General features: G+C 70.1%; 21 protein-coding genes. 7 read left to right on the top strand and 14 right to left on the bottom strand.

The genetic code is table 11. The features are described from left to right. The first annotated feature begins 84 nt into the window (after positions 1 to 84). The 4 genes from LRF89_RS11160 to LRF89_RS11145 all read left to right on the top strand — a co-directional run bounded on the left by LRF89_RS11160 (position 85) and on the right by LRF89_RS11145 (position 5,090). Positions 85 to 1,584 carry a protein adenylyltransferase SelO gene (locus LRF89_RS11160; RefSeq protein WP_238637129.1) on the top strand — a complete coding sequence of 500 codons (1,500 nt, stop codon included), beginning with the start codon at positions 85 to 87 and terminating at the stop codon, positions 1,582 to 1,584. Between the two features lie 66 nt (positions 1,585 to 1,650). Continuing rightward, a complete protein-coding gene (locus LRF89_RS11155; protein ID WP_201168126.1) occupies positions 1,651 to 3,117 on the top strand; it encodes a circularly permuted type 2 ATP-grasp protein in 1,467 nt (488 codons plus the stop codon). Then, entirely contained in the window at positions 3,117 to 4,049 is a 933-nt protein-coding gene (locus LRF89_RS11150) for an alpha-E domain-containing protein (RefSeq protein ID WP_201168125.1), read from the top strand. The genes LRF89_RS11155 and LRF89_RS11150 overlap by 1 nt, the downstream gene beginning before the upstream one ends. A gap of 3 nt (positions 4,050 to 4,052) precedes the next feature. Continuing rightward, on the top strand, positions 4,053 to 5,090 hold the full coding sequence (locus LRF89_RS11145; RefSeq protein ID WP_201168124.1) for a zinc-binding metallopeptidase family protein: 1,038 nt from the start codon (positions 4,053 to 4,055) through the stop codon (positions 5,088 to 5,090). Here the strand turns inward: LRF89_RS11145 and LRF89_RS11140 are convergent. The 6 genes from LRF89_RS11140 to LRF89_RS11115 all read right to left on the bottom strand — a co-directional run bounded on the left by LRF89_RS11140 (position 5,042) and on the right by LRF89_RS11115 (position 13,077). Continuing rightward, positions 5,042 to 5,794, bottom strand: a complete 753-nt coding sequence (locus LRF89_RS11140) for a proteasome-type protease (RefSeq protein ID WP_201168123.1) — start codon at positions 5,792 to 5,794, stop codon at positions 5,042 to 5,044. The two genes, LRF89_RS11145 and LRF89_RS11140, sit on opposite strands and share 49 nt — an antisense overlap. A 119-nt stretch (positions 5,795 to 5,913) precedes the next feature. Beyond that, on the bottom strand, positions 5,914 to 7,551 hold the full coding sequence (locus LRF89_RS11135) for a FecR family protein (protein WP_238637128.1): 1,638 nt from the start codon (positions 7,549 to 7,551) through the stop codon (positions 5,914 to 5,916). Next, positions 7,541 to 9,109: a tetratricopeptide repeat protein gene (locus tag LRF89_RS11130; protein ID WP_238637127.1), complete on the bottom strand. Its 1,569-nt coding sequence runs from the start codon at positions 9,107 to 9,109 to the stop codon at positions 7,541 to 7,543. The genes LRF89_RS11135 and LRF89_RS11130 overlap by 11 nt, the downstream gene beginning before the upstream one ends. Positions 9,110 to 9,165: 56 nt before the next feature. Next, entirely contained in the window at positions 9,166 to 11,220 is a 2,055-nt protein-coding gene (locus tag LRF89_RS11125; RefSeq protein WP_238637126.1) for a CHASE2 domain-containing protein, read from the bottom strand. Positions 11,221 to 11,222: 2 nt separating this feature from the next. After that, entirely contained in the window at positions 11,223 to 12,839 is a 1,617-nt protein-coding gene (locus tag LRF89_RS11120; protein WP_201168114.1) for an HD domain-containing phosphohydrolase, read from the bottom strand. 43 nt (positions 12,840 to 12,882) lie between these two features. Continuing rightward, positions 12,883 to 13,077: a hypothetical protein gene (locus LRF89_RS11115; RefSeq protein WP_201168112.1), complete on the bottom strand. Its 195-nt coding sequence runs from the start codon at positions 13,075 to 13,077 to the stop codon at positions 12,883 to 12,885. A 162-nt stretch (positions 13,078 to 13,239) separates the two neighbouring features. Here LRF89_RS11115 and LRF89_RS11110 point away from each other — a divergent pair, with 162 nt between their 5' ends. The 3 genes from LRF89_RS11110 (at position 13,240) to LRF89_RS11100 (ending at position 15,639) form a co-directional block, all read left to right on the top strand. Continuing rightward, the gene (locus LRF89_RS11110; RefSeq protein ID WP_201242804.1) at positions 13,240 to 14,001 is read left to right on the top strand and encodes a class I SAM-dependent methyltransferase; all 762 of its coding nucleotides are present in this window, start codon (positions 13,240 to 13,242) and stop codon (positions 13,999 to 14,001) included. Positions 14,002 to 14,050: 49 nt separating this feature from the next. Next, positions 14,051 to 14,827, top strand: coding sequence for an MBL fold metallo-hydrolase (locus LRF89_RS11105; protein ID WP_238637125.1), 777 nt, complete (start codon positions 14,051 to 14,053; stop codon positions 14,825 to 14,827). A 71-nt stretch (positions 14,828 to 14,898) separates the two neighbouring features. Next, complete coding sequence (locus tag LRF89_RS11100) at positions 14,899 to 15,639, top strand: outer membrane beta-barrel protein (RefSeq protein ID WP_238637124.1); 741 nt, start codon at positions 14,899 to 14,901, stop codon at positions 15,637 to 15,639. Here the strand turns inward: LRF89_RS11100 and LRF89_RS11095 are convergent. The 8 genes from LRF89_RS11095 to LRF89_RS11060 form a co-directional block, all read right to left on the bottom strand. Further along, positions 15,636 to 16,073 (bottom strand): SoxR reducing system RseC family protein, encoded by a 438-nt coding sequence (locus tag LRF89_RS11095; protein WP_201168106.1) that lies wholly within the window; start codon positions 16,071 to 16,073, stop codon positions 15,636 to 15,638. The two genes, LRF89_RS11100 and LRF89_RS11095, sit on opposite strands and share 4 nt — an antisense overlap. After that, positions 16,070 to 16,366: an RnfH family protein gene (locus tag LRF89_RS11090; protein ID WP_201168104.1), complete on the bottom strand. Its 297-nt coding sequence runs from the start codon at positions 16,364 to 16,366 to the stop codon at positions 16,070 to 16,072. Before LRF89_RS11090 ends, LRF89_RS11095 begins: the two co-directional genes overlap by 4 nt. After that, positions 16,363 to 17,058 carry an electron transport complex subunit E gene (locus tag LRF89_RS11085; protein ID WP_207190267.1) on the bottom strand — a complete coding sequence of 232 codons (696 nt, stop codon included), beginning with the start codon at positions 17,056 to 17,058 and terminating at the stop codon, positions 16,363 to 16,365. The genes LRF89_RS11090 and LRF89_RS11085 overlap by 4 nt, the downstream gene beginning before the upstream one ends. Further along, entirely contained in the window at positions 17,051 to 17,722 is a 672-nt protein-coding gene (locus LRF89_RS11080) for an RnfABCDGE type electron transport complex subunit G (protein ID WP_201168102.1), read from the bottom strand. Before LRF89_RS11080 ends, LRF89_RS11085 begins: the two co-directional genes overlap by 8 nt. Continuing rightward, positions 17,719 to 18,792, bottom strand: coding sequence for an RnfABCDGE type electron transport complex subunit D (locus LRF89_RS11075; RefSeq protein ID WP_238637123.1), 1,074 nt, complete (start codon positions 18,790 to 18,792; stop codon positions 17,719 to 17,721). The genes LRF89_RS11080 and LRF89_RS11075 overlap by 4 nt, the downstream gene beginning before the upstream one ends. Then, entirely contained in the window at positions 18,789 to 20,309 is a 1,521-nt protein-coding gene (gene rsxC / locus LRF89_RS11070; RefSeq protein ID WP_238637122.1) for an electron transport complex subunit RsxC, read from the bottom strand. Before rsxC ends, LRF89_RS11075 begins: the two co-directional genes overlap by 4 nt. Then, positions 20,299 to 20,844 (bottom strand): RnfABCDGE type electron transport complex subunit B, encoded by a 546-nt coding sequence (locus tag LRF89_RS11065; protein ID WP_201168096.1) that lies wholly within the window; start codon positions 20,842 to 20,844, stop codon positions 20,299 to 20,301. The genes rsxC and LRF89_RS11065 overlap by 11 nt, the downstream gene beginning before the upstream one ends. A 4-nt stretch (positions 20,845 to 20,848) precedes the next feature. After that, positions 20,849 to 21,089: Rnf-Nqr domain containing protein (locus tag LRF89_RS11060; protein WP_274522143.1), on the bottom strand; the 241-nt coding region annotated here is incomplete at its 5' end.

Here is a 21,089-nt window from a genome sequence, read left to right as displayed (position 1 = left end):
GTTTTCCCGGACGCCGGGTGGGCCGAATGCGCGCCGTCATCGCGGCATCATGGAATCCCAATCAGCGGATTGCGGGGTGGTGCCGTGCGTCCACCGCTCAGCGAGATCGACAGCCTGCCTTGGGAGGCGACCTACGCCGCGCTGCCCGATCGCTTCCATGCCCGGCTCGGGCCGACCCCGGTGGCGCGGCCGCAGTGGGTGCGGCTTAATCGCCCGCTGGCCCGGCAGCTCGGGCTCGAGCCCCAGTCGCTGGCGGGTGAGGCGGGGCTGGCGGTATTCGCCGGCAATCGGGTGCCCGCCGGGGCGGATCCCGTTGCCCAGGCCTACGCGGGGCATCAGTTCGGGCACTTCGTCCCGCAGCTCGGCGACGGCCGGGCGCTGCTCCTCGGCGAGCTGATCGATGTCGACGGCGTCCGGCGCGATATCCAGCTCAAGGGCGCCGGACCGACGCCGTTCTCCCGCGGCGGCGACGGGCGCGCGCCCATCGGCCCGGTGGTGCGGGAGTACCTGGCCAGCGAGGCGATGGCCGCCCTCGGCATCCCCACCACCCGCACCCTGGCGGCGGTGGCCACCGGCGAAACCGTCTGGCGCCACAGCCCGGAGCCTGGCGGGGTCCTCACCCGGGTGGCGTCGAGCCACGTGCGCGTGGGGACCTTCGAGTACTTCGCCCGGCGCGGTGACCAGGCGGCCGTGCGGCGGCTGGCCGACTACGTCCTGGTCCGCCACTATCCACACTGCACTTGGGCACCGCAGCCTTATCAGGCGCTGCTCGAGGCGGTGGCCACTGCCACCGCGGAGCTGATTGCCGGCTGGATGCACGTCGGGTTCATCCACGGCGTGATGAACACCGACAACCTCTCGGTGGCCGGCGAGACCATCGATTACGGGCCCTTCGGCTTCCTCGACGCCTTCGATCCAGGCACCGTCTACAGCTCCATCGACCACTTCGGGCGCTACGCCTTCGATCAGCAGCCGGCCATCGGCGAGTGGAATCTGGCGCGCCTGGCCGAGGCGCTGCTGCCGCTGCTCGACGACGACCCGGACAGCGCCCTGGATCGCGCTCGCGAGGCCCTGAGCGGCTACCGGCCGCACTTTGAGGCCGTCCACCGCGCCGGGTTGCGGGCGAAGATCGGTCTGGCCGAGGCGCGCCCCGGCGACGATGATCTGGTCCACGACCTGCTCCGGCGTATGGCGGCGGAAGGGGCCGACTGGACCCTGACCTTCCGCCGGCTCGGCGAGTTGGACGGGACCGATGCGCGCGGGGATGATGGGTTCCGGCAGGGGTTCCGGGATCCGCAGGCGGCGGATGCGTGGCTGTCGGCCTGGCGGGCGCGGCTGATGGCGGAGCGGCGCAGCGATGCCGAGCGCCGCGCGGCCATGCGCGCCGTCAATCCGGCGTTCGTCCTGCGCAATCACCTGGCGCAGTGGGCCGTGGACGCCGCCACCGAGCGACTGGACTTCGCCCCCATGGAACGGTTGCTCGGGGTGCTCGCCGATCCGTGGTCGGATCAGCCGGAGCACGCCGATCTGGCCCGGCCCCCGGAGATGGGGCAGGCGGTGGTGCGCACCTTCTGCGGGACTTGAACGCCCGGGTGGGAAGCCTGGCACGGTGTGTGCTTAGCTAAGGGAGGGCGAGAGAGGAGCTCCCCAATGGCACCCCGATTCCAAGGCTTCGACACCGATCAGCGTTACGACGAGCTGCTGCAGCCCGATGGCCGGCCGCGCCCGGCGGCGCGGTTGCTGTTCGAGTACCTGAGCTCGATCTGCGAGGACGACCTGGCCGAGCGCATGCGGGCGGTGGACGCCTTCATCCGCGACAAGGGCGTGACTTTCACCGTCTACAGCGACGGCGAGAACATCGACCGCGCCTGGCCCCTGGACGTCATCCCCCGCGTGGTGGACGCCCGCGAGTGGGGGCGGATCGAGGCCGGGCTCAAGCAGCGGCTTACCGCCCTCAACCGCTTGATCGAGGATCTCTACAACGAGCAGGCGGTGATCCGGGACGGCATCCTGCCCCGCGAGATCCTCGAGCAGTCCCGCAACTTCCGGCCGCAGTGCCAGGGCCTGAAGCTCCCTTATGGTGCATGGGCCCACATTTGTGGCACCGATTTGGTGCGCGACCGCGACGGGACCCTCTACGTCCTGGAGGACAACCTCCGCGTCCCCTCCGGCGTGTCGTACATGCTGGAGAACCGCGAGGTGATGAAGCAGGTCTTCCCCGAGCCGTTCGAGGGCTCCGGCATCCGGCCGCTGGACCACTACCCCGGGCAGCTGCTCGACGCCCTGATCAGCCTGGCCCCGGCCGACGCCGACAACCCCGAGGTGGTGCTGCTCACCCCGGGCGTCTACAACGCCGCCTACTTCGAGCACACCTACCTGGCGCAGCAGATGGGCATCGAGCTGGTGGAGGGGCGGGATCTGTTCGTCGGCGAGGACGACTGCGTCTACATGCGCACCATCTACGGCCCGGTGCGCGTGCACGTGATCTACCGGCGCATCGATGACGACTTCCTCGACCCGGAGGTCTTCCGCCCGGACTCGGCCCTGGGGGTGCGCGGGCTCATGCGGGCCTGGCGGGCAGGGCGGGTGGCCATTGCCAATGCCCCGGGGGCCGGCGTGGCGGATAACAAGGCGGTCTACTCCTTCGTGCCGGAGCTGATCCGCTACTACCTGGACGAGGCGCCGCTGCTGGCCAATGTCCCCACCTGGCGCTGCCTGTTCGAAGACGAGCGGGCCTATGTGCTCGACCATCTGGACGAGTTGGTGGTCAAGCCGGCCAACGAGTCCGGCGGCTATGGCATGCTCATCGGCCCCCACGCCGATCCCGCCACGCGCAGCGCCTTTGCCGAGCAGATCTGCCGCGATCCGGCCAACTTCATCGCGCAGCCGACGCTCAGCCTGTCCACGGTGCCCACGTTCAACGGCGAACACCTGGAGCCGCGCCACGTCGACCTGCGCCCCTTCGTTCTCCAGGCGGCGCGGCAGCACGTGACCACCGGCGGACTCAGCCGTGTCTCCAACGCCCGCGACTCGCTGGTGGTCAACTCTTCTCAGGGCGGCAGCAGCAAGGACACCTGGGTGGTCGATGTGAGGTCCGACGAGCAGGAGGGCGGCTGATGCTTTCGCGCCTGGCCGAACACGTCTACTGGATGGCCCGCTACCTGGAACGCGCCGAGAACACCGCGCGGCTGATCAGTACGGGCACCCATCTGGCGCTGGATCAGCCCCACGCGGTGCGCATCGACTGGCGGGCGCTGATCGAGGTCCTTGGCGGGCCCGAGGCCGCCGCGCACTGCGACCCGAACCTCACCCCGGAGCGGGCCGCCATGGTGCAGCTCATCCCGGCCTCGGAGCACCCGAGCTCCATCCACGCGGCCATCGCCCGGGTGCGCGAAAACGCCCGCACCGTGCGCGATCTGCTCCCCGACGAGCTGCGCGAGCGCATCAACCAGCTCTATTTCCACACCCACCGTGGCGCCGGTACGGCGGTGGAGCGGGCCCACCGCTTCGACTACCTGCGCGGGGTGATCGAGTACGCCCAGGGGATCAGCGGGGTGATCGAGGGTACGCTCTCCCGCGGGCCGACTTACCAGTTCCTGATGCTCGGCCGGCATCTGGAGCGGGCCGACATGACCACCCGCACCATCGACGTGCGGGCGGCGACGCTGCCGCGGGACGAGGACGACCACCCGCCGACCTGGGACGACGCGGTGTGGATGAACATGCTCCGCTACCTGGGCGGCTACAGCCAGTTCCGGCAGCAGCGCGGCCCGGGGATCCAGGGGCCGGCGGTGGTCGACTTCCTGCTGCGCGATGACCGTTTCCCGCGCTCGGTGCGCTTCTGCACCCAGCGCATGGAGCGGGCGCTGGAAGAACTCCCGCACCCCGAGGCCCCGTGCCGGCTGCTCGCCGCCGCTGAGCGCCGCGCCACCGCCCCGGTGGAAGTCCCGCTGGATGCCGGGGCGCTGCACCGGCGTCTGGACGCCCTGCAGGTTGATCTGAGCCAGGTCCATGACAGCCTGGGTGAGACCTACTTCTCGGACGGCTGAGCCATGCGCCTCTTCCACTGCGCCTGCGGCAACCGGCTGCACTTCGGCAATACCCGCTGCCTGAGCTGCGAGCGGGCGCTGGGGTTCGATCCGCGGCGCCGCGCCGTGGTTGCCCTGGATGCCGGCGCCGACGGGTTGTGGCGGGCCGCCGGCGGCGGGCGGCAGCGCTACCGCAACTGCGCCAACGTGGCCGCTGCCAGCTGCGACTGGCTGGTGCCCGCGGAAAGCGGCGACGCCCTGTGCCTGGCCTGCCGCCTGACGGATACCATCCCCGACCTGGATAACGAACTCAATCGCATCTACTGGGGGCGGCTGGAGGCGGCCAAGCGCTACCTGATCACGGATCTGCTGCGCCTGGGCCTGCCTCTGGCCGATCGCTGGCAGGATCCGCAGCGCGGCCTGGTCTTTCAGTTCCTGGCCGATGCCGACACCCCCGAGGGGCCGCAGCAGATCATAACCGGCCACGCCGGGGGGCGGATCACCATCAACGTCGCCGAGGCCGACGAGATCCACCGCGAGCGTACGCGCATCGCCCTCGGCGAGGCCTACCGTACGCTGCTCGGGCACATGCGCCACGAGATCGGCCACTACTACTGGATGCGGCTGATCGAGGGCTCGCCGTGGCAGGAGCGCTTCCGCGAGCTATTCGGCGACGAGCGTGAGCCCTACGAGCAAGCGCTGCAGCGCTACTACCAGCATGGCCCCCAGGGGCCGGATTGGGCCGTGCGGCACATCAGTGCCTACGCCGCCTCGCACCCCTGGGAGGACTGGGCCGAGAGCTGGGCCCACTTCCTGCACATCACCGACGCCCTGGAGACCGCCGGGGTCTATCAGCTCACCGGCCTGCCGCAGCCGGGCGAGGACATCGAGCGGCTGCTGGAGCGCTGGCACGAACTCAGCGAGGCGCTCAACGCCCTGGCGCGCAGCCTGGGGCAGCGCGACCCCTATCCCTTCAAGGTCACCGCGCCGGTGGCCGAGAAGCTGCGCTTCATTCAGCAGGTGGTGGAGTCGGCCGGGTCCAGCGGCGGTGCGGGGAGCTGATCGAACAGCTGCTGCAGGCCGTCGCGCCAGGCCTCGCGCAGTCCCGCGAAGTAGGGGTCGTCTGGCTGGAAGGCGCGGTAGTGGCCGGGTTCGAGGCTGTCCCGACGGTAGGTGAGCAGCTCCACGGGCGGGCCCACGGAGAGATTGCTGCGCATGGTCGAATCGATGGAGATCAGCGCACAGGTTGCCGCCCGGTCCAGTTCCAGCCGTTCGGAGACGATGCGGTCGAGGATCGGCTTGCCGTACTTGGTCTCGCCGATCTGCAGGAACGGGTGCAGCGGTGAGGCGGTGATGAAGTTGCCCTGGGGATAGACCATGTAGATCCCCGGCGCCTGCCCCTGGATCTGGCCGCCGATCAGAAAGGTTGCCTCCACGGCCAGGCCGGTCTGCTGGCCCGACTGCTCCACGGTGCGCCGCTGCAGCTCGACGCTGACCTCGCCGAGGTACTCGGCGGCGTCCTCGAGCGTGGCCGCGGTGGCCAGCGAGGGCTCAGCGCCGGATTGCCAGTCGCGATTCAGCCGCCGGACCACCGCCTGGGTGGTGGCCAGGTTGCCGGCGGAGAGCACGACAAGATTGCGCTCGCCCGGCCGGGCGTACGCGAACATCTTGCTGTAGGTGCTGACCTGGTCGACGCCGGCGTGGGTGCGGCTGTCCGATGCGAAGACCAGGCCCTCATCCACCGCGATGGCGAGGCAGTAGGTCATACCCTACGGACCGTAGCAGCGGGGGCGGCGGACCACAACGCGTCCGGTGTAGGTCGATTCATCCGGCCGCGCCGCGCCCGCATTGCCGGGTGGGGCGCGGTTGTCCGAGCGAGCGATCATCACTCGTCCAGCTCCAGGAAGAAGACACCGTCTACGGCCCAGTCGTTGTTATCGGCCTCGAAGTCGAAAGCGCCGAGCAGCTCGATGATGTCGTCGGCCTCCGAGAGCATGGCGGCGAGGTCGCCGGTGAAATCGTCCGCCCGCTCTTCCAAGATAAAGATACCTCCTTCAACTTCGATGCCCTCGGCCAGCTCACCGAGTTTGGTCTCGGTTGGATCGGTTTCCCAGAGCCGCAATTCGTCGTCGGAGGGAACCGATTGCTGGATTTGAAAACGCTCCAGCGTGACGCTCTGATCCTCCGAGATGATGACCGAGGCGTCGGTCAATGCCCCGTTTTGAAGCATGGCGCCGCCGAGCCAGTTGCCCTCTTCGGCTGGGCTGCGTCTCAGGCGCAGCTCTTGGTCGACTTCATGGACGTAGGCGTCCCCCTGAATCCAAAAACCGCCGATCCCGTTGCTGTCAATCTCGCTCCAGTTTCCCCACTGGCCGGTCTGCGGGCGGTACTCCTCGTGCTTATCCGCGTCAAATTCCCAGTCGCCGTCCTCGGCCATTTCCTCCTGCTCTTCAAGCGTCGGGGTGCGGTAGAAGAGCGGGTCGTCGGCCGCCTCGGCATCGCCCTGTATGAAGACGAAGGATGAACCAGGATCGGGGACCACGCCATCATCCCGCGGATCGATATCCACAAGTTGGTCATGTTCTGAAACCGGGGGTTCGTCGGCATCCGGGGAGGTTTGCTCCTGATCCGAGATGGTCTGCTCGTACTCCTGCTCCTGACGGGCTGACGCCGTATCCGCGTCTATGCCGCTGAGCGCATCACGGTCCGTTTCGGTCGTGGTGGATAGATCCTCGCTGGACGTCTCGGAGATGTCTTCCGACTCGTCTTCTGCCGCGGCCAGCGCGCCGCCGTCCTCGGTCGGCTCGGTGTCCTCATCGCCGGGTGGCGCGGCGGCCGCCTCGTCCTCCGTTTCCTCGGCGTCGTCTGCAGGGGCTTCAGCGGGCTCATCCAGGGCGTCCAGCTCGGCGGGGCGCTCGCTCAAGGCCTCCGGGGGCAGGTCGGGGTCGGTGACTCGGAAGTAGTCGCCGGGGGCGTCGTCGCCGGTGTTGACCCGGGAGCGTTCATCGCCGCGGTTTTCGGCAAAGCCCCGGCCGCGGGGCGTGCCGCCGGCGGTGCCGCCGTCGCCGTGGGCGAGTTCGAAGATGGTTCCGCGGATGCCGATGGTCGCCACCTCGGTCTCGATGGTGTAGTCGCCTTCGCCACTGATCTGACCGGTGATGGCCCGCAGTCCGCCCTCGATCAGGCTCTTGCGGCTTTCGCCGGTGCCGCTCTTCTCGTCGAACGCATAGGCCTCGATGTGCAGCTCGGTGTTTTCGGTCAGGCTTAGGGTCTGGCCGTCCTCAAGGCGCATCTGCAGTCGGGAGCGCTCGTCGGTCCGCAGCCGGTCGCCGGCGCGGATTTCGTCGCGGCGTCCGACGGATTGTTCTTCGCCGTCGCGGATCAGCACCGGGTCGCCGCGGTTGGCGAGGACGATGCCGATGCGCTCTTCGGCCCCAACCGCCAGCGGTGCAAGCGTCGCGGTCCCGCTGAGGAGTGCGGCGAGAGCCCAGGCAGGAGCGGGGCGGTGCGGCTTAGTAGTCATAGCGCACTCCGGCGAAGATCTCGCGCTGGGTGAACTCGAACAGATCGATGTTCGACTGCTTCTCGCGCACGGCGCCCTCGGTGAAGGCGGTGAACCCGGAGTCCCCCAGGGGGTGGGCCAGTGCGCCCCGCAGTTCGTAAGTGGTGGCGCGTTCGGCGCCGTTGTCCTCGTCGGGGAAGGCCGCCAGGGTGGAGCGGGCCTCCCGGGCGCGCTCGTGGGAGGCGGTGGCTGTCACGCTGGCCGTGGTGTCCTCGAAGAAGGCCCGCTGGAGGCCCAGAAAGCCGCCGGCACGGGCCTTGGTGAACTCGTCCTCGTCGGCGGCATCGTACGAAGCGGCGACTCCGGCGTAGAACAGCAGTGCGCTCTGCGGATCGAGCACGTGCAGCGAGGTGGCCGAGGCGCCCAGGGTGAGCGCATCGCGGTCGTCGTTGTCGTAGTCGGCGTAGGCCAGCTGCCCCTGCACCCGCAGCTGCCGGGTCGGCCCCCGGGGCAGGACGGCCTCGGGGGCGAAGGCGAGTCGAGTGCGGAACGAGTCGCCATCGAGCCTCGTGTGGCGCAGTTCCAGTGGCACCCGATAGGAGCGGCCCTCGGAACCCTCGAACGCCAGTCCACCGCGCAATCGTGCCTCGGTCTGGTCGGCGGCGCTGACGCCGCTGTGGTGGCGGTGTTCGATCTCGCCCAGGTATTGGTAGCTGCTGGTGCGGGTCCGCGGCCGGCGGTGCTCGACCCGGGCCCGGGTGTCGAGGAAGGTGTCGGACTCGCGCTCGAAGTCGACCGGGAAGAAGCCGAGAAAGAGGAACTCGTCGTCGGCGGAGTAGAGTGGATTGGAGTCGTAGCCGGCCGCGATCGCCGCCTGCGCGCGGGTCTCCGGACGGCGCGAGGTCAGGCGGGCATCGATGGCCTCAAGAAACCGTTGAATATTCTGCGCCACCGGCTCGGGCACCTCTTCGGTCTCCAGGACCCGCTTGAATTGGCGCTGCGAGGCCGCATGGTCTTCCGCGGCGAACAGGGCGCGGGCGTACTCCAGCCGGTAGCGTGGCGCATCCGGGGCCACCATGACGGCCCGGTCGAAGTGCACCACCGCCTCGTCGATATCCCCGCTGCGCAGGTAGGCCCGCCCGGCCTCGAAGTCGTACACCGGGACTCCGGTCAGCGCTTCGTGGTCCCGGGACAGGGCGACCGCCTGCTCGTAGTCTTCCGCCTCGACGGCGAGCCGTATATCCCGGGCCACCTGGCGGGCCGGCGGCGCAGTTGCCGGAGTCGGTGGTGCGGGCGGCTCGGCATGCGGCGTCTCGGGACGCAGGGCGGGCGGGATCCGGGGCGATTGCGGCAGGGCGAGACGGTCGCCGGAGCGGATACGGGCCGGATCCGCGATGGTCGGGTTGGCCTGCCAGATCCACGGGTAGAGCAGTGGGTTGCCGAGGTGTTCGGCGGCCAGGTCCCACAGGGTATCCCCGGACTCGATTTCGATCCCCGTATCCGGGGGATCGGGCTCTGCCTGAACGAGGTTGGAACCGAACAGAAGGGAGAGGGCGCAGAGCCCGGTGCGTTTGATCATGCCCAGCCATCCCGTCGCAGCCTTGGAGGAAGGGGTTAACCTTGGCGCCCTTACGGTTAAGCTAAGCGAGCCGGACTGAAATTGGAAGAATAAAAAGTTTCAGTTTTTCGCAGGTGGTTGGGGGCTTCAATCGGCTCGTAGAGGGTGACCGGCTCCTCGCGCCCCTTGACCTGCACCCGATCGACCTCACGAAAGCGGTACACCGCCTCCAGCCCGGCGCGGGTGTGCTCGGTGACGAGTACGCCAACGCCGTATGTCTTGGTCTGCCCCTCCACCCGGGAGGCCAGGTTGACCGTATCGCCCAGGGCCGTGTACGCCCGGCGGTAGGCCGAGCCCATATCGCCGACGGCCGCCGGTCCGGAGTTCAGGCCGACGCCGATCTCGATGGCCGGCAGCCCCTCGCGGGCCAGTTCCTCGCGCAGCCGGGTCGCCTCGCGCTGCATGGCCAGCGCCGCGGCGACCGCATTGCGGCGGTGCTCCGGGTCGTCGAGCGGGGCGCCCCAGAAGGCCATGATGAGATCCCCCACGTACTTGTCGATGGTCCCGCCGTGCTCGAAGATGACCCGGGTCATGGGCGTGAAGAAGCGGTTGAGCAGTTCGCGCAGCGCCGCGGCGTCGAGTTGTTCGGAGAGCGTGGTGAAGCCGCGGATGTCGGCGAAGAGCACCGTGATCTCCCGCGTCTCGCCCGTCTGGGTATAGGAGCCCGGGGCTTCGGCCATGCGGGCGACCAACTCCGGCGGGACGTACTCGCCGAAGCGCTGGCGCAGCTGTTGACGACGCCGGTACTCGAAGAGGAACCCCCAGGAGAGGTTGCCGGCACCGATGAGCAGCACGGCAGCCAGCGGGGCGGTGGCGCCCAGGGCCAGGTCCCACTGGGCCCAGGCCCACAGGTTCGCGCCCAGGATTGCGGCCAGCAGGGCGGCGGTGACCGCCAGTGTGGCGAGCGGCCCGAGAAAGGGCAGCAGGCCGGCGGCGAGTAGCCCGGCTACCAGGGTGGCCAGCAGGTCGGCGCCCTCGACCCAGGCCGGCTCCCGGGGCAGGTCGTCGGTGAGGATGCCGGCGAGCAAGTTGGCGTGGATCTCGACGCCCGGAAAGGCTGCCTGCATCGGGGTGGCGCGCATGTCGTAGAGGCCCATGGCGCTGGTACCCACCAGGACGATGGCGCCCTCCAGGATTCCATCGTCCACATCGCCGGTCAGCAGGTCTGCGGCACTGATCGAGGGGAAGCTGCCCTGCGGACCGCGATAGGGGATCAGGGCCTGGCCCCGGGCATCCGTGGGCAGGCGGGCAGCGCCGAGCCCCACCGCCGCCACGGCGTTGTAGTCGCCGATACGGGTTGTCTCGACTCGCAGACTGTCCAGGAGCTGGTAGACCCGTGCCGTCTCCAGCGCGAGGCTCGGGTACGCCTTCTCGCCGTGGCCGAGCAGCAGTGGCGCCCGGCGCACCACACCGTCGCTGTCGGGGACAATGCTGAAGGCGCCGCCGCTTGTGGCGGCCTGTTGGAGGGCGGGGCGGTTGCCGGTGTAGGCGTCGAAGCGGTGGATGACCGTGGAGTCGCCAGTCGCCGGATCCAGCCCCGGTGCCGGATCGGGGAGCCTGCCGGTATGGCTGGTGGTCTCGTCGTGGTGCAGGAAGAAGCCGAGCACCGAGTCGCCGCGCTCCAGCTGCTCGGCCAGGCGGCGATCGCCGTCGAATCGCGGAGCGAGTTCACCGGCGCGTTCACGCAGCGCCGGGTCGTCCACCCCGCGGGCCACCTGCTCCGCCGGATTGTGCTCGGGTTCGGCAAAGACGATGTCGAAGGCGACCACCACGGCCCCGGCGGCCCAAAGCGCCTCGAGCAGCTCGGCCACGGTGCTCCGCGGCCACGGCCAGCGGCCGACGCGCCCGAGGCTGCGCTCATCGATATCGACGATGACGATCTCGACCTCGTCGTGGGCGTCCAGCCCGGTGCGCTGCGACCAGATCAGTCGTTGGTCGTAGATCAGCTGCTCGGCGGCCTCCACCGTCGCGCGCAGGGGCGGCCAGTCGCTGCGGGTGGCGGTCACCACCAGGGCCAGGAGCAGCACGCCGATCGTTAGCGGGGCGAGGCGGCTGCGCAGGGTGTGCGGCACGGCTACGGCCGGTAGCCGGGGATGGCGGCCTCGTCGACCTCGTCGATGGCCTCGGGGTGCATGAAGTGCCGGGCGTAGTCGCGGTAGACGCCCTCGCGGATGAACACGTCGAAGAGCTCCGGGTCGAAGTGGCCGTCCTGGGTCATGAAGCCCATGATGCGCACCGCCTCGCTGAGCTTTTTGCCTGGCTTGTAGGGGCGGTCGGCGGCGGTCAGGGCCTCGAAGACGTCGGCTAGCGCCATCATCCGGGCCCGTCGGCTCATCTGTGCCCCGGTGATGCCCTCGGGGTAACCGCCGCCATCCATGCGCTCGTGGTGCTGCGAGGCGATCTCCGGCACCCGCTGCAAATGGCGCGGGTAGGTTAGCTGATCGAGCATCTCGCGGCTGACGCGGACGTGGTCGCGCATCTGTTCCATCTCGGCGTCACTGAGCGTGCCGCGACGGATCTGCAGGTGTTCAATCTCCCCGGCGGTGAGCAGAGGCTGTCGATGGCCTGCGGCGTCCGTCCAGCTGTAGGCGTCGGCGATGGCCGCCACCCGCTCGCGCGCGGCGTCGTCCATGGCCTCGCCGCCGATGTTGGCACTGCGCAGGAAGGTCAGGTCGTCGTCCAGGCGCTGGCAGAGCGTCCGGTAATCGGTGTCCGCTTGGTTCGCCTCTTGGCTGCCGCCGCTCAGATGCCGGCGCAGCCGCGTGGCCTCCGCTTCCTGGCGGACGACGGCGGCTCGGGTGGCCACCTCCTCGATGGTGTCCGTCTGGCGTTCGAGCTTGGTCGCCTTGTTCACCACCGCCTCGGGGGTGGTGACCTTGCCGCAGTCGTGGAGCCAGGCGGCCAGGCGCAGCTCCTCGTGCTCCTCGGCACTGAGCCGGTAATCCGCCAATGGGCCCTGCGCGGTCCGGCAGGCGGCGTCGGCGATCATCAGCGTCAGCTGCGGGACGCGCTCGCAGTGGCGGCCGGTGGTCGGATTCTTGCGGTCGATGGCCCGCGCCAGGACTTCGGTGAACGATTCGAACAGCTGGCGCTGGGCATCGATCAGACCCTGCTTGGTCAGGGCGATGGCGGCCTGGGAGGCCAGCGATTCGGCAATGCGCGCATCGCGCGGCGAGAAGGGCACGGTCTGGCCGTCGCGCACGGCGTTGATGAGCTGCAGCACGCCGATCACGGTCTGCTCGTGGTCCCGCAGCGGTACGGTCAGGAACGACTGCGACCGGTAGCCGGTGCGTGCGTCCACCGCCCGGGTGCCGGAGAAGTCGAACCCCTGCGCGTCATAGGCGTCGTCGATGCGCACGGTTTGCCCGTGGACCGCGGCGTACGCCGCCACATTGCGGGTGTTCGGGGTGCCGTCTTCGAGGTACAGCGGCAGGGGCGAAAAGTCGATCGGGCGTCCCGATGTGCCGCCGAGGTGGAGTTCGAGGGTGTCGTTGTGGACGGTGTTGAAGTGAAGCTGCCCGTCGCGTACCCGGTAGACGGTTCCGGCGTCGGCTGAGGTGAGCGCCCGGGCACCGCTGAGGATGCGCTCGAGCAGTCGGTCGGTATCCTGTTCTGCAGACAGGGCTACACCGATTTCCAGGAGCTGCGCCAGGCGCTGCTCGGTCAGCGGCGGCTCGTACGCATCGCTCACGGCAACGCTCCGGCGCAGTCGATCCGGACGGCCCCGGTGCGCTCTATTTGATGATGCCTTTGTACTGGTAGATCAGGTAGCTGCATCCGGCACCTGCCAGAACCGAGACCACCAGCCAGTCCATCGAGATCAGCCGCGGATCGACGGCGATCGCGATGAACAGCATGTAGAGAACGGCGAAGGCCACACCGGTCAGGCCAACCAGCGCCAGCTTGCCACCGAGCGTGTCGAATTCCATCGTCCCTCCTGAGCATTCTGTCGGACTCTCCCTGTGGGAAAGGTACGCGCGCAGGCTCCTGAACACAATGGTCCGCGGTGTCGTGCCGGGCGGTGTCCGGCTTGACCCGCGGGGGCCTCAGCGGGAGGATACGCCGCAAATCAGCGAAAGGGAGAAGCCCGCATGAGCGACACCGGTGTCAAGACCGACGAAAAGAAACAGCACTTCGACGATATCTACATCGCCGACTCCCCGGTTCCTTTCAAGGAACAGATCCTCGACGCCCTCGATTACGTCTCCGATAACTTCAATCGCCAGACCTTCGATCGCCTGATCCTGCCCTGGGTCGAGAAGCAGACCGCCGGTGGCCAGCCGGTGAACTTCGTGGACCTGTGCGCCTGCTTCGGCAACACCACCATGGCCACCCTGTACGGCATGGACTTCGAGGCCATCCGCCACAACTGGCGCGATCGCGACGCCGCGCTGAACATCGAGGCCGAGCGCCGCTTCCCCGCCCGGGTGACCGGTATCGATATCTCCGGCAGTGCGCTCGCCTACGGCAAGCAGGCGGGGATCTACGACGAGACCATCGAGGCCGACCTCAACGCCCCGCCGGCCGAGACGCAGCAGGCCGTGGAGCGCACCATGGCCGAGGCCGACGTGGTCATCTCCACCGCCGCGCTGGTCTACCTGGAGCCGGAGGCCATCGAGAAGATCCTCGACGCCTTTGCCAGCAAGCAGGGGGAGGGGTATATGCTGGTCAACTTCCTCAACCCCTTCGCATTGGAGAAGGCCGACGCCACCAAACGCATGCTCCTGGAGCGCTTCGAGTTCGTCGGCAGCATGGCCTCGCGCCACCGGCGCATGTCGCAGCTCGAGCAGGAGAACTATCCTGGCGAGGAGTGGTCGCTGCTGGAGATCTGGGTCCTGCGCCGCAAAGGCTGAGTGACCTTCGGGTCGTCCCGGGCGGCGACCCGAAACCACCGGAGGGGCGATGGAGCTGCGCGCGCTGGGCACGAGTGGCGGAATCGGCCAGGGGCTGCGCACCACCGCCTTTCTGGTGGACGGCTGGCTGCTCGTCGACGCCGGCAGCGGCGTCGGCGACCTGACCGCCGCAGAGCTCGGCGGCATCCGCGATGTGCTGCTGACCCACGCCCATCTGGATCACACCGCCTACCTGGGGCTGATGGCCGACGCCCGTATCGGTGACGGCAGTCCACCCATCCGCGTCCACGCCCCGGCGCCGACACTCGACGTATTGCGCGAGCACCTGTTCAACGGCGTCCTGTGGCCGGATTTCACCGCCATCCCCACCCCGCAGGAGCCGGTGCTTGTCTTCGAGCCGCTGCCCTCCGCTCAGGCTTTGATCCTCGGTGCGTTCCACATCACGCCGCTGCCGGCGCGGCACAGCGTCCCGGCTGTGGGCTATCGCATCGACGATGGCAGCGGCAGCCTTGTCTTCAGCGGCGATACCGGTGCCTCGCCGGCGCTGCGTGAGCGGCTTGAAGAGCTGGGGATGCCGGATGCCCTGATCATCGAGTGCGCCTTCCCCGACGCCCTGGCGTCCCTGGCCCGCCAGGTCGGCCACTACACCCCGGCGCAGCTCGTTGAAGAACTGCGGCATTGGCCCGCAGGCGTGCGGGTGTGGGTCACGCACCTCAAACCCGGTGCGGCGGCGCGTATCGAGCAGGAGCTGCGCGAGCAGGCCGCTGCCGCCGGGGTGCACTGCGAACTGCTGCGTGGCGGCGACGTCCTGCAGATCGGCCGCTGAGGCAGGCGTTGAATCGCCGCGGACGAGCGGTTAGGTTCCGTACTCACCCCGCCGCGTGGGCCGGTTCCCGGATGCGAGCAAGCGACAACCCGCAATCACGCCCGAGCCGGGCTCGGGCAGCCAGCGCATGGGCGCTGCTCCTCGTCCTCGGGGTGGCGCCGGCCGCCGCCGAGGAGCAACGAGTGCACAGCTACGTGCAGCTGGCCTTTGCCCAGGTCGTCTTCGACGGCTCGCTGAGCGTCCGCCCGGAGGGGGATCCGGACGCTGAGGCCATCGACTACCGCCGGGCCATCGGCGGCCACCTGCGCGCCTCCTGGCAGTCCGCCACGGGCGGTTTTCTTTACTTCGACTATCTGGGCACGGATGCCTGCGTCGGCGACTGCCTGGGGGGCGGGGACGCCGAAGACACCCGCGCCGCCCTGGAGCACTACGCCTTCGGCCTGGGCTGGCATCGGAGCGACGTGGTGGCCGGGACGGACGTGTACGCCACGGCCGCCCGCGAGCGGCGCAACGTCGAGAAGTGTGAGGAAGACGACGACGACGCCTGCCGGGAGGACCGCCGGGCCGGTGCCACCGTGGGGTTGGGTGTGCAGCGACCGTTGTCCGAGCGCTGGAGCGTGGACGCCCACTACGCCTACTACCTGGGCATGGACGACCCGGACGATCCCGAGGAGCGTCTGCTGCGCATCGGCAATGGTCGCCTGACCCTGAGCGCCCGTGTCGAGCTGGTGGAGGGACTCTTTGACGGCGTCTTCGAGTACGAGGAGTCGCGCAATCGCGGCGGGCGTGTCGGCGTCCGCCTGCGCTTCTAGGCGCTGCCGGGGCGGCGCAGGCTCAGTTGCCCGGTTGGGCTGCGGCGACGCTGCAGCAGACGCCGTGCGGCCAGTAGTCCAGCCACCAGACCCGCCGCCGCGCTGGCCACGGTGCCCGGGGTGCCGGCGCCGAGTCCGGCGTCGGCGAGCAGGGCGCCGCCGAGCAGGCCGGCCAGCGGCAGCAGGTAAACGGCCAGGGCGCCGCCGAGCAGGGCGCCGGTAGGCACCGAGACCACCACCGCCTCGCCGGCGTGGGCGCCGATGGCGTTGCGCACCCACACGCCCCGCGCCCCGCGGTGGCGGTCCAGCAGCTGCGCGCCGCAGGCCCCGCGCGCCTTGCAGGCGCCACAGGCCGCCGGCCGGTCGGCGTGGACCCGGGCCTGATCGCCGCGGGTCTCGATGACCACCGCCTCGCGCTCCAGGCAGCCGCTCATGAATCCGCCTCTTCGCCGGCCAGGGCCTCCGGGTCGGCGGTGATCGGCCGGTAGACCTCCACGCGGTCGCCGTTCTCGAGAACCCGATCAGCCTTGACCGGCTTGGCGAAGACGCCGAGCTTGAGCGCGCTCAGCTCCAGGTGCGGGAAGCGCTGCTGCAGGCCGCTCTGTGCCACGGCCTGCGCGGCGGTGGTCCCCGCCGGCACCTGCAGGCAGCGCCAGAAGTGCTCACTGCCCTCGACGTAGGCCACCGAGACCTGCAGGGGGTCGTTCTGCGCCTCGTGCTCGCTCATGTCGTCTGTGCCTCCCGGCGTCGATCCAGCAGCCGCTTGCCGGCCATCAGAAATCCTAACGCGATAAAGCCCCCCGGCGGCAGCACCATGAGCAGGAAGCCGGGGTAATCAGGGAAGACGGTGATCTCCAGGAAAGCGAAGGCATCCCCGAGCATCAGCCCGGCCTGGTCGAACAGGGTGCCGGCGCCGAGCAGCTCGCGCACGCCGCCGAGAACGACCAGGATGGCGGTGAAGCCCAGGCCCATCATCAGTCCGTCAAAGGCGGCCTCGGCGGGCGGATGGCGCGAGGCGAAGACTTCGGCCCGGGCCAGGATGGCGCAGTTGGTCACGATCAGCGGGATGAACAGCCCCAGCGCCTGGTAGAGGGGGTTGAGGTGGGCCTCCATGAACAGATCCACCACGGTGACCAGGGTGGCGATGAGCAGGATAAACACCGGGATGCGCACCGGGTCGGTGATCAGCCCGCGCAGGGTGGAGACCAGCACCGCTGCGAGCACCATCACGAACAGCGTGGCCAGACCCAACCCCAGACCGTTGGTGGCGGTAGAGGTCACCGCCAGCAGCGGGCAGAGGGCCAGCAGCTGAGCGAAGACCACGTTGTTGTCCCAAAGCCCCTCACGGGCGATGCGCCGCCAGCGGCCCTCGGGGGCGGGTGCTTCCCGGTCGGCGAGTCCGGCATCGGTGTCAGCCATCGTCGGTCTCCTCGGTTGCGCCATCGGCGGTCCGCTGGCGGCCGGCGCGGGGGTCGAGCAGCCGGTCCTGGTGGGCCTCGAAGGCGTGCAGGGCGGCGTGGACGGCCTCGACCACCGCCCGCGGGGTGATGGTCGCACCCGTGAACTGGTCGAACTCGCCGCCGTCCTTCTCCACGGCCCAAGCCTCTTCGGGGGGATCGCCGAGGGAGCGCCCCTCGAAGGCGTCGATCCAGTCGGAGCGTTCGGCCTCGATGTCGTCGCCGAGCCCCGGGGTCTCCCGGTGCTCGGTGACGCGTGCGGCCAGGATTTCGCCGTCGCGGTCGATGCCGACGATCACCCGGATGGTGCCGCCGTAGCCCTGGGCCTGACTCTCCAGCGCCACCGCCGTTACTGCATCGCCCTCCACGTGCTGCCAGCCGGTGTGTCGGCGGCCGTCGTGCTCGACGGTGACGGTGCGCTCCAGCGGGGCGTCGGCGGCGCTGTGTACCGGCGTGACCTGGGCGATGCGCTCGCCGAGCTGGCGCTCGCGGGCCGCCTCGATCGGCTCGCGGGTCTGCAGGTCGGCAATGACCAGCGCGGCGCTGCTGAGCAGGGCCACCATGCCGAGCAGGGTGACGTGGTAGGCGGTGCGCTGCTGGTAGCTGGGGCGCTCCGGCGTGCTCATGGGCCCTCCCGGTCCGTGCTCAGCGGCGCGCCCAGCCGGGTCCGGCCGTAGACCCGGGGGCGGATCCAGTGGTCGATCAGCGGGGTGAAGGTGTTCATCAGCAGCACCGCGAAGGCGGTGGCCTCCGGGTAGCCGCCGTAGGTGCGCACCACCCAGACGATCAGCGCACAGCCGGCGGCGAAGACCGCACGGCCGAGGGTGGTGGCCGGCGAGGTGGTCGGGTCGGTGGCGATGAAAAAGGCCGCCAGCAGGGTCGAACCGGCCAGGATATGGACGCCGGCATCGGCGTAGCGATCCGGGTCCAGCAGGTGGAAGCCGCTGGCGAGCAGCGCCAGGGTGGCGAGCATGACCACCGGGATCTCCCAGGCGATCACCCGCCGGTAGATCAGGTAGAGCCCGCCCAGGGCGAGCAGCAGTGCCGAGCCCTCCGCCAGGCTGCCCGGCGCGTAGCCGAGCAGGGCCAGCGCCGGCTGGTAGGCTTCGGGCAGGGCGGTTTCGATGCTCTGCCCCTCGGTGACGGCGGTGCGCGCCGTGTCGAGGGTGGTGGCGCCGGTCACTGCGTCCCAGTCAGCAGCGCCGGCGAAGGTGATCCCGAGCGATTCCAGGAAGCCGGGGGCGGTTGCCGAGCCCAGGGGGGCCGGCTCCACCCAGCGGGTCATTTCCACCGGGAAGGCGATGAGCAGGGCGACGCGGGCGACCATGGCGGGATTGAAGAGGTTCTGCCCGGTGCCGCCGAAGACCCCCTTGCCCAGGATTACCGCCAGCAGTCCGCCGATCACACCGATCCACCACGGCGCCCAGGGCGGTAGGCTCATGGCCAGGATCCAACCGGCGACCAGCGCGGAGCTGTCACCCACGCCGCTGCGTACCGGGCGCCCGGCCGCGCGCAGGCAGGCGGCCTCGGCGGCCACCACGGTGACCAGGGTGATCAGCAGCAGATTGAGGGCCGGCCAGCCGTAGAGCCACACGCCGAAGGCGGTGGCGGGTGCTGCGGCGAGCAGCACCTGGCGCATCAGGGTGGGCAGGTTCAGCGGGGCCCGGGTGTGGGGGCCGGCAACCAGCTCGCTCACGTCTGAGTCTCCTTCTCCTCGTTTTGCGGCTGCTCCTGGGCTGGACTTTCCGAATCGCCGCCGGCGGCCTTCTGCTGCGCCCGCTGGCGGCGGCGGGCCGCGGCGGCGGCCTTCTTGCGTTCCTGCTCGCGTCGCTGGCGCTCCGCCCGCTGCTCGGCCATGCGCCGCTGCAGTTCGCTGCGCTCCTTGGCGGCGGCTTGCTCGGCGCGCTGACCCCGGGCGTGGTGGAAGAGCTGGACCAGCGGCCGCGCCGAGGGACAGACGTAGGCGCAGGAACCGCAGGTCAGGCAGTCCATCAGGCCGCTGGCCGCGGCGCCGTCGACGTCGCCGGCGGCGGCGCGGTTGGCGATCTCGAAGGGCATCAGCCCCATCGGGCAGGCATCGACACAGCGCCCGCAACGGATGCAGGGGCGCCCTTCGGCCTCGCGGATCTCCGCGGCGGTCAGGGCGATGACGCCGTTGGTGCCCTTGGCCACGCCGGCCTCCAGCGGGGCCACCTGGCCCATCATCGGACCGCCGGCGAGCACCCGGGCCGGGTCCTCGCGCAGCCCGCCGGCCGCCTCGAGCAGGGCCTGCAGCGGCAGACCCAGGGGCACCTCGAAGTTCGTCGGCTCGGCCACGGCGCCGCCGCCGACGGTGACCGGACGGCTGATCAGCGGCCGGCCGTGGCGGGCGGCGCGGTGAACGGCGTAGGCGGTGCCGACGTTGTGCACCACCACGCCGATATCCGCCGCCCGCGCCCCGGCGGGTACCTCGCGGCCGGTCAGCGTGTAGATCAGGTGTTTTTCCGAGCCCTGGGGCCAGAGGCTCGGCACCGGCACCACGTCGGGTCCGCCCAGGGCGTCGGTGGCGCGGCGCAGGGCGTGGATGGCCTCCGGCTTGTTGTCCTCGACCCCGATGGCGGTGCGCTCGGCTCCCAGGGCGCGGGCCATCAGCTGGGCGCCGTCGATGATCCCGGCGGCGCGCTCGCGCATCAGGCGGTCGTCGCAGGTCAGGTACGGCTCGCACTCACCGCCGTTGAGGATCAGGGTGGCCACCGGCTGCCCGGCGCCGAGCTTGACCGCCGCCGGGAAGGCGGCGCCCCCCATGCCGACGATGCCCGCCTCGGCCACCCGGGTGGCGATGGCCGTAGGGTCGAGCTGCCCGGCCGGCGCGGTCATCGGGTCCGGCAGCTGCGGCGCCCAGCGCTCCTCGCCGTCGGGTTCGATGATCACGGTGGGGACGGTCAGCCCCGAGGGGTGCGGCGCCGGATGGCGGTCAATGGCCACCACCCGGCCCGAGGTGGGGGCGTGGACGGCGGCCGAGAGGCCGGCTTCCGGCGTGCCGATGCACTGCCCCTTGGCGACGTCCTGGCCCGGTGCGACCGCCGGCAGGGCGGGCGCGCCGATGTGCTGGGCCAGCGAGACGTAGAGCCGCTGCCCGGCCCGCAGGGGTTCCAGCGGGGCCTCTGCGGTGGATTGCTTGCGCGACTCGGTGCGTACGCCGCCGCGGATGATCTTTGGTTTGCTAAGCAGCACGGTCGCAGGCCTCCGTCGGTCGCGGCCAGCGCCAATTGGCCAGGGTGACCGGCTCCGGGACCATCTCCAGCGCGCCGGTGGCGCAGACGTCGATGCACGCCGTGCAGCCGGAACACGCCTCGGGCAATACCCCGTGGATCTGCTTGGGTGCGCCGATGACCGCATCGGTGGGGCAGGCCTTGATGCACTTCAGGCAGCCGGTGCACAGGTCCTCGCGGGTGACCCGCGCCACCCGGCGGACGCCGTCGTCGCCGTCTTCCAGGACCAGCGGCTGCCCGGTGATCCGGGCAATCTCCTCGGCCACGGCGCGACCGCCGGGCGGGCAGAAGTTCACCGGCAGCTCGCCGGCGGCCACGGCCCGGGCGCCGACGCTGCAGCCGGGCAGGCCGCACTGGCCGCAGTTGGTACCGGGCAGGACGCGCTCCACCTCCTCGGCGGTCTCGTCCGGCGGCGGCTTTAGATACTGCGCGGCCACGGCCAGCAGGAACCCGATCACCAGCGCCATCCCGGTCAGAACCAGCATCGCTGCATACATCGCCTCACCCTCCTTCGGGCAGTCCGGTCAGTCCCATGAACGCCAGCGACAGCAGCCCGGCGACCACGAAGCCGATGGGGGCACCGGCAAAGGCGGCCGGCACCGCCGCCGTGGCCAGCCGCTCGCGCAGGCCGGCGAACAGGACCAGAACCAGCGTGAAACCGAGCGCCGCTCCGACGCCGAAGACCAGGCTCTCGGCGAAGGTGTGCGCTTCCTGGATGTTGAGCAGGGCCACGCCGAGCACG

Source organism: Halorhodospira sp. 9621, assembly GCF_022228055.1.
Classification (GTDB): Bacteria; Pseudomonadota; Gammaproteobacteria; order Nitrococcales; family Halorhodospiraceae; genus Halorhodospira; species Halorhodospira halophila_A.
This window is presented reverse-complemented; position numbering and strand designations above follow the sequence as displayed.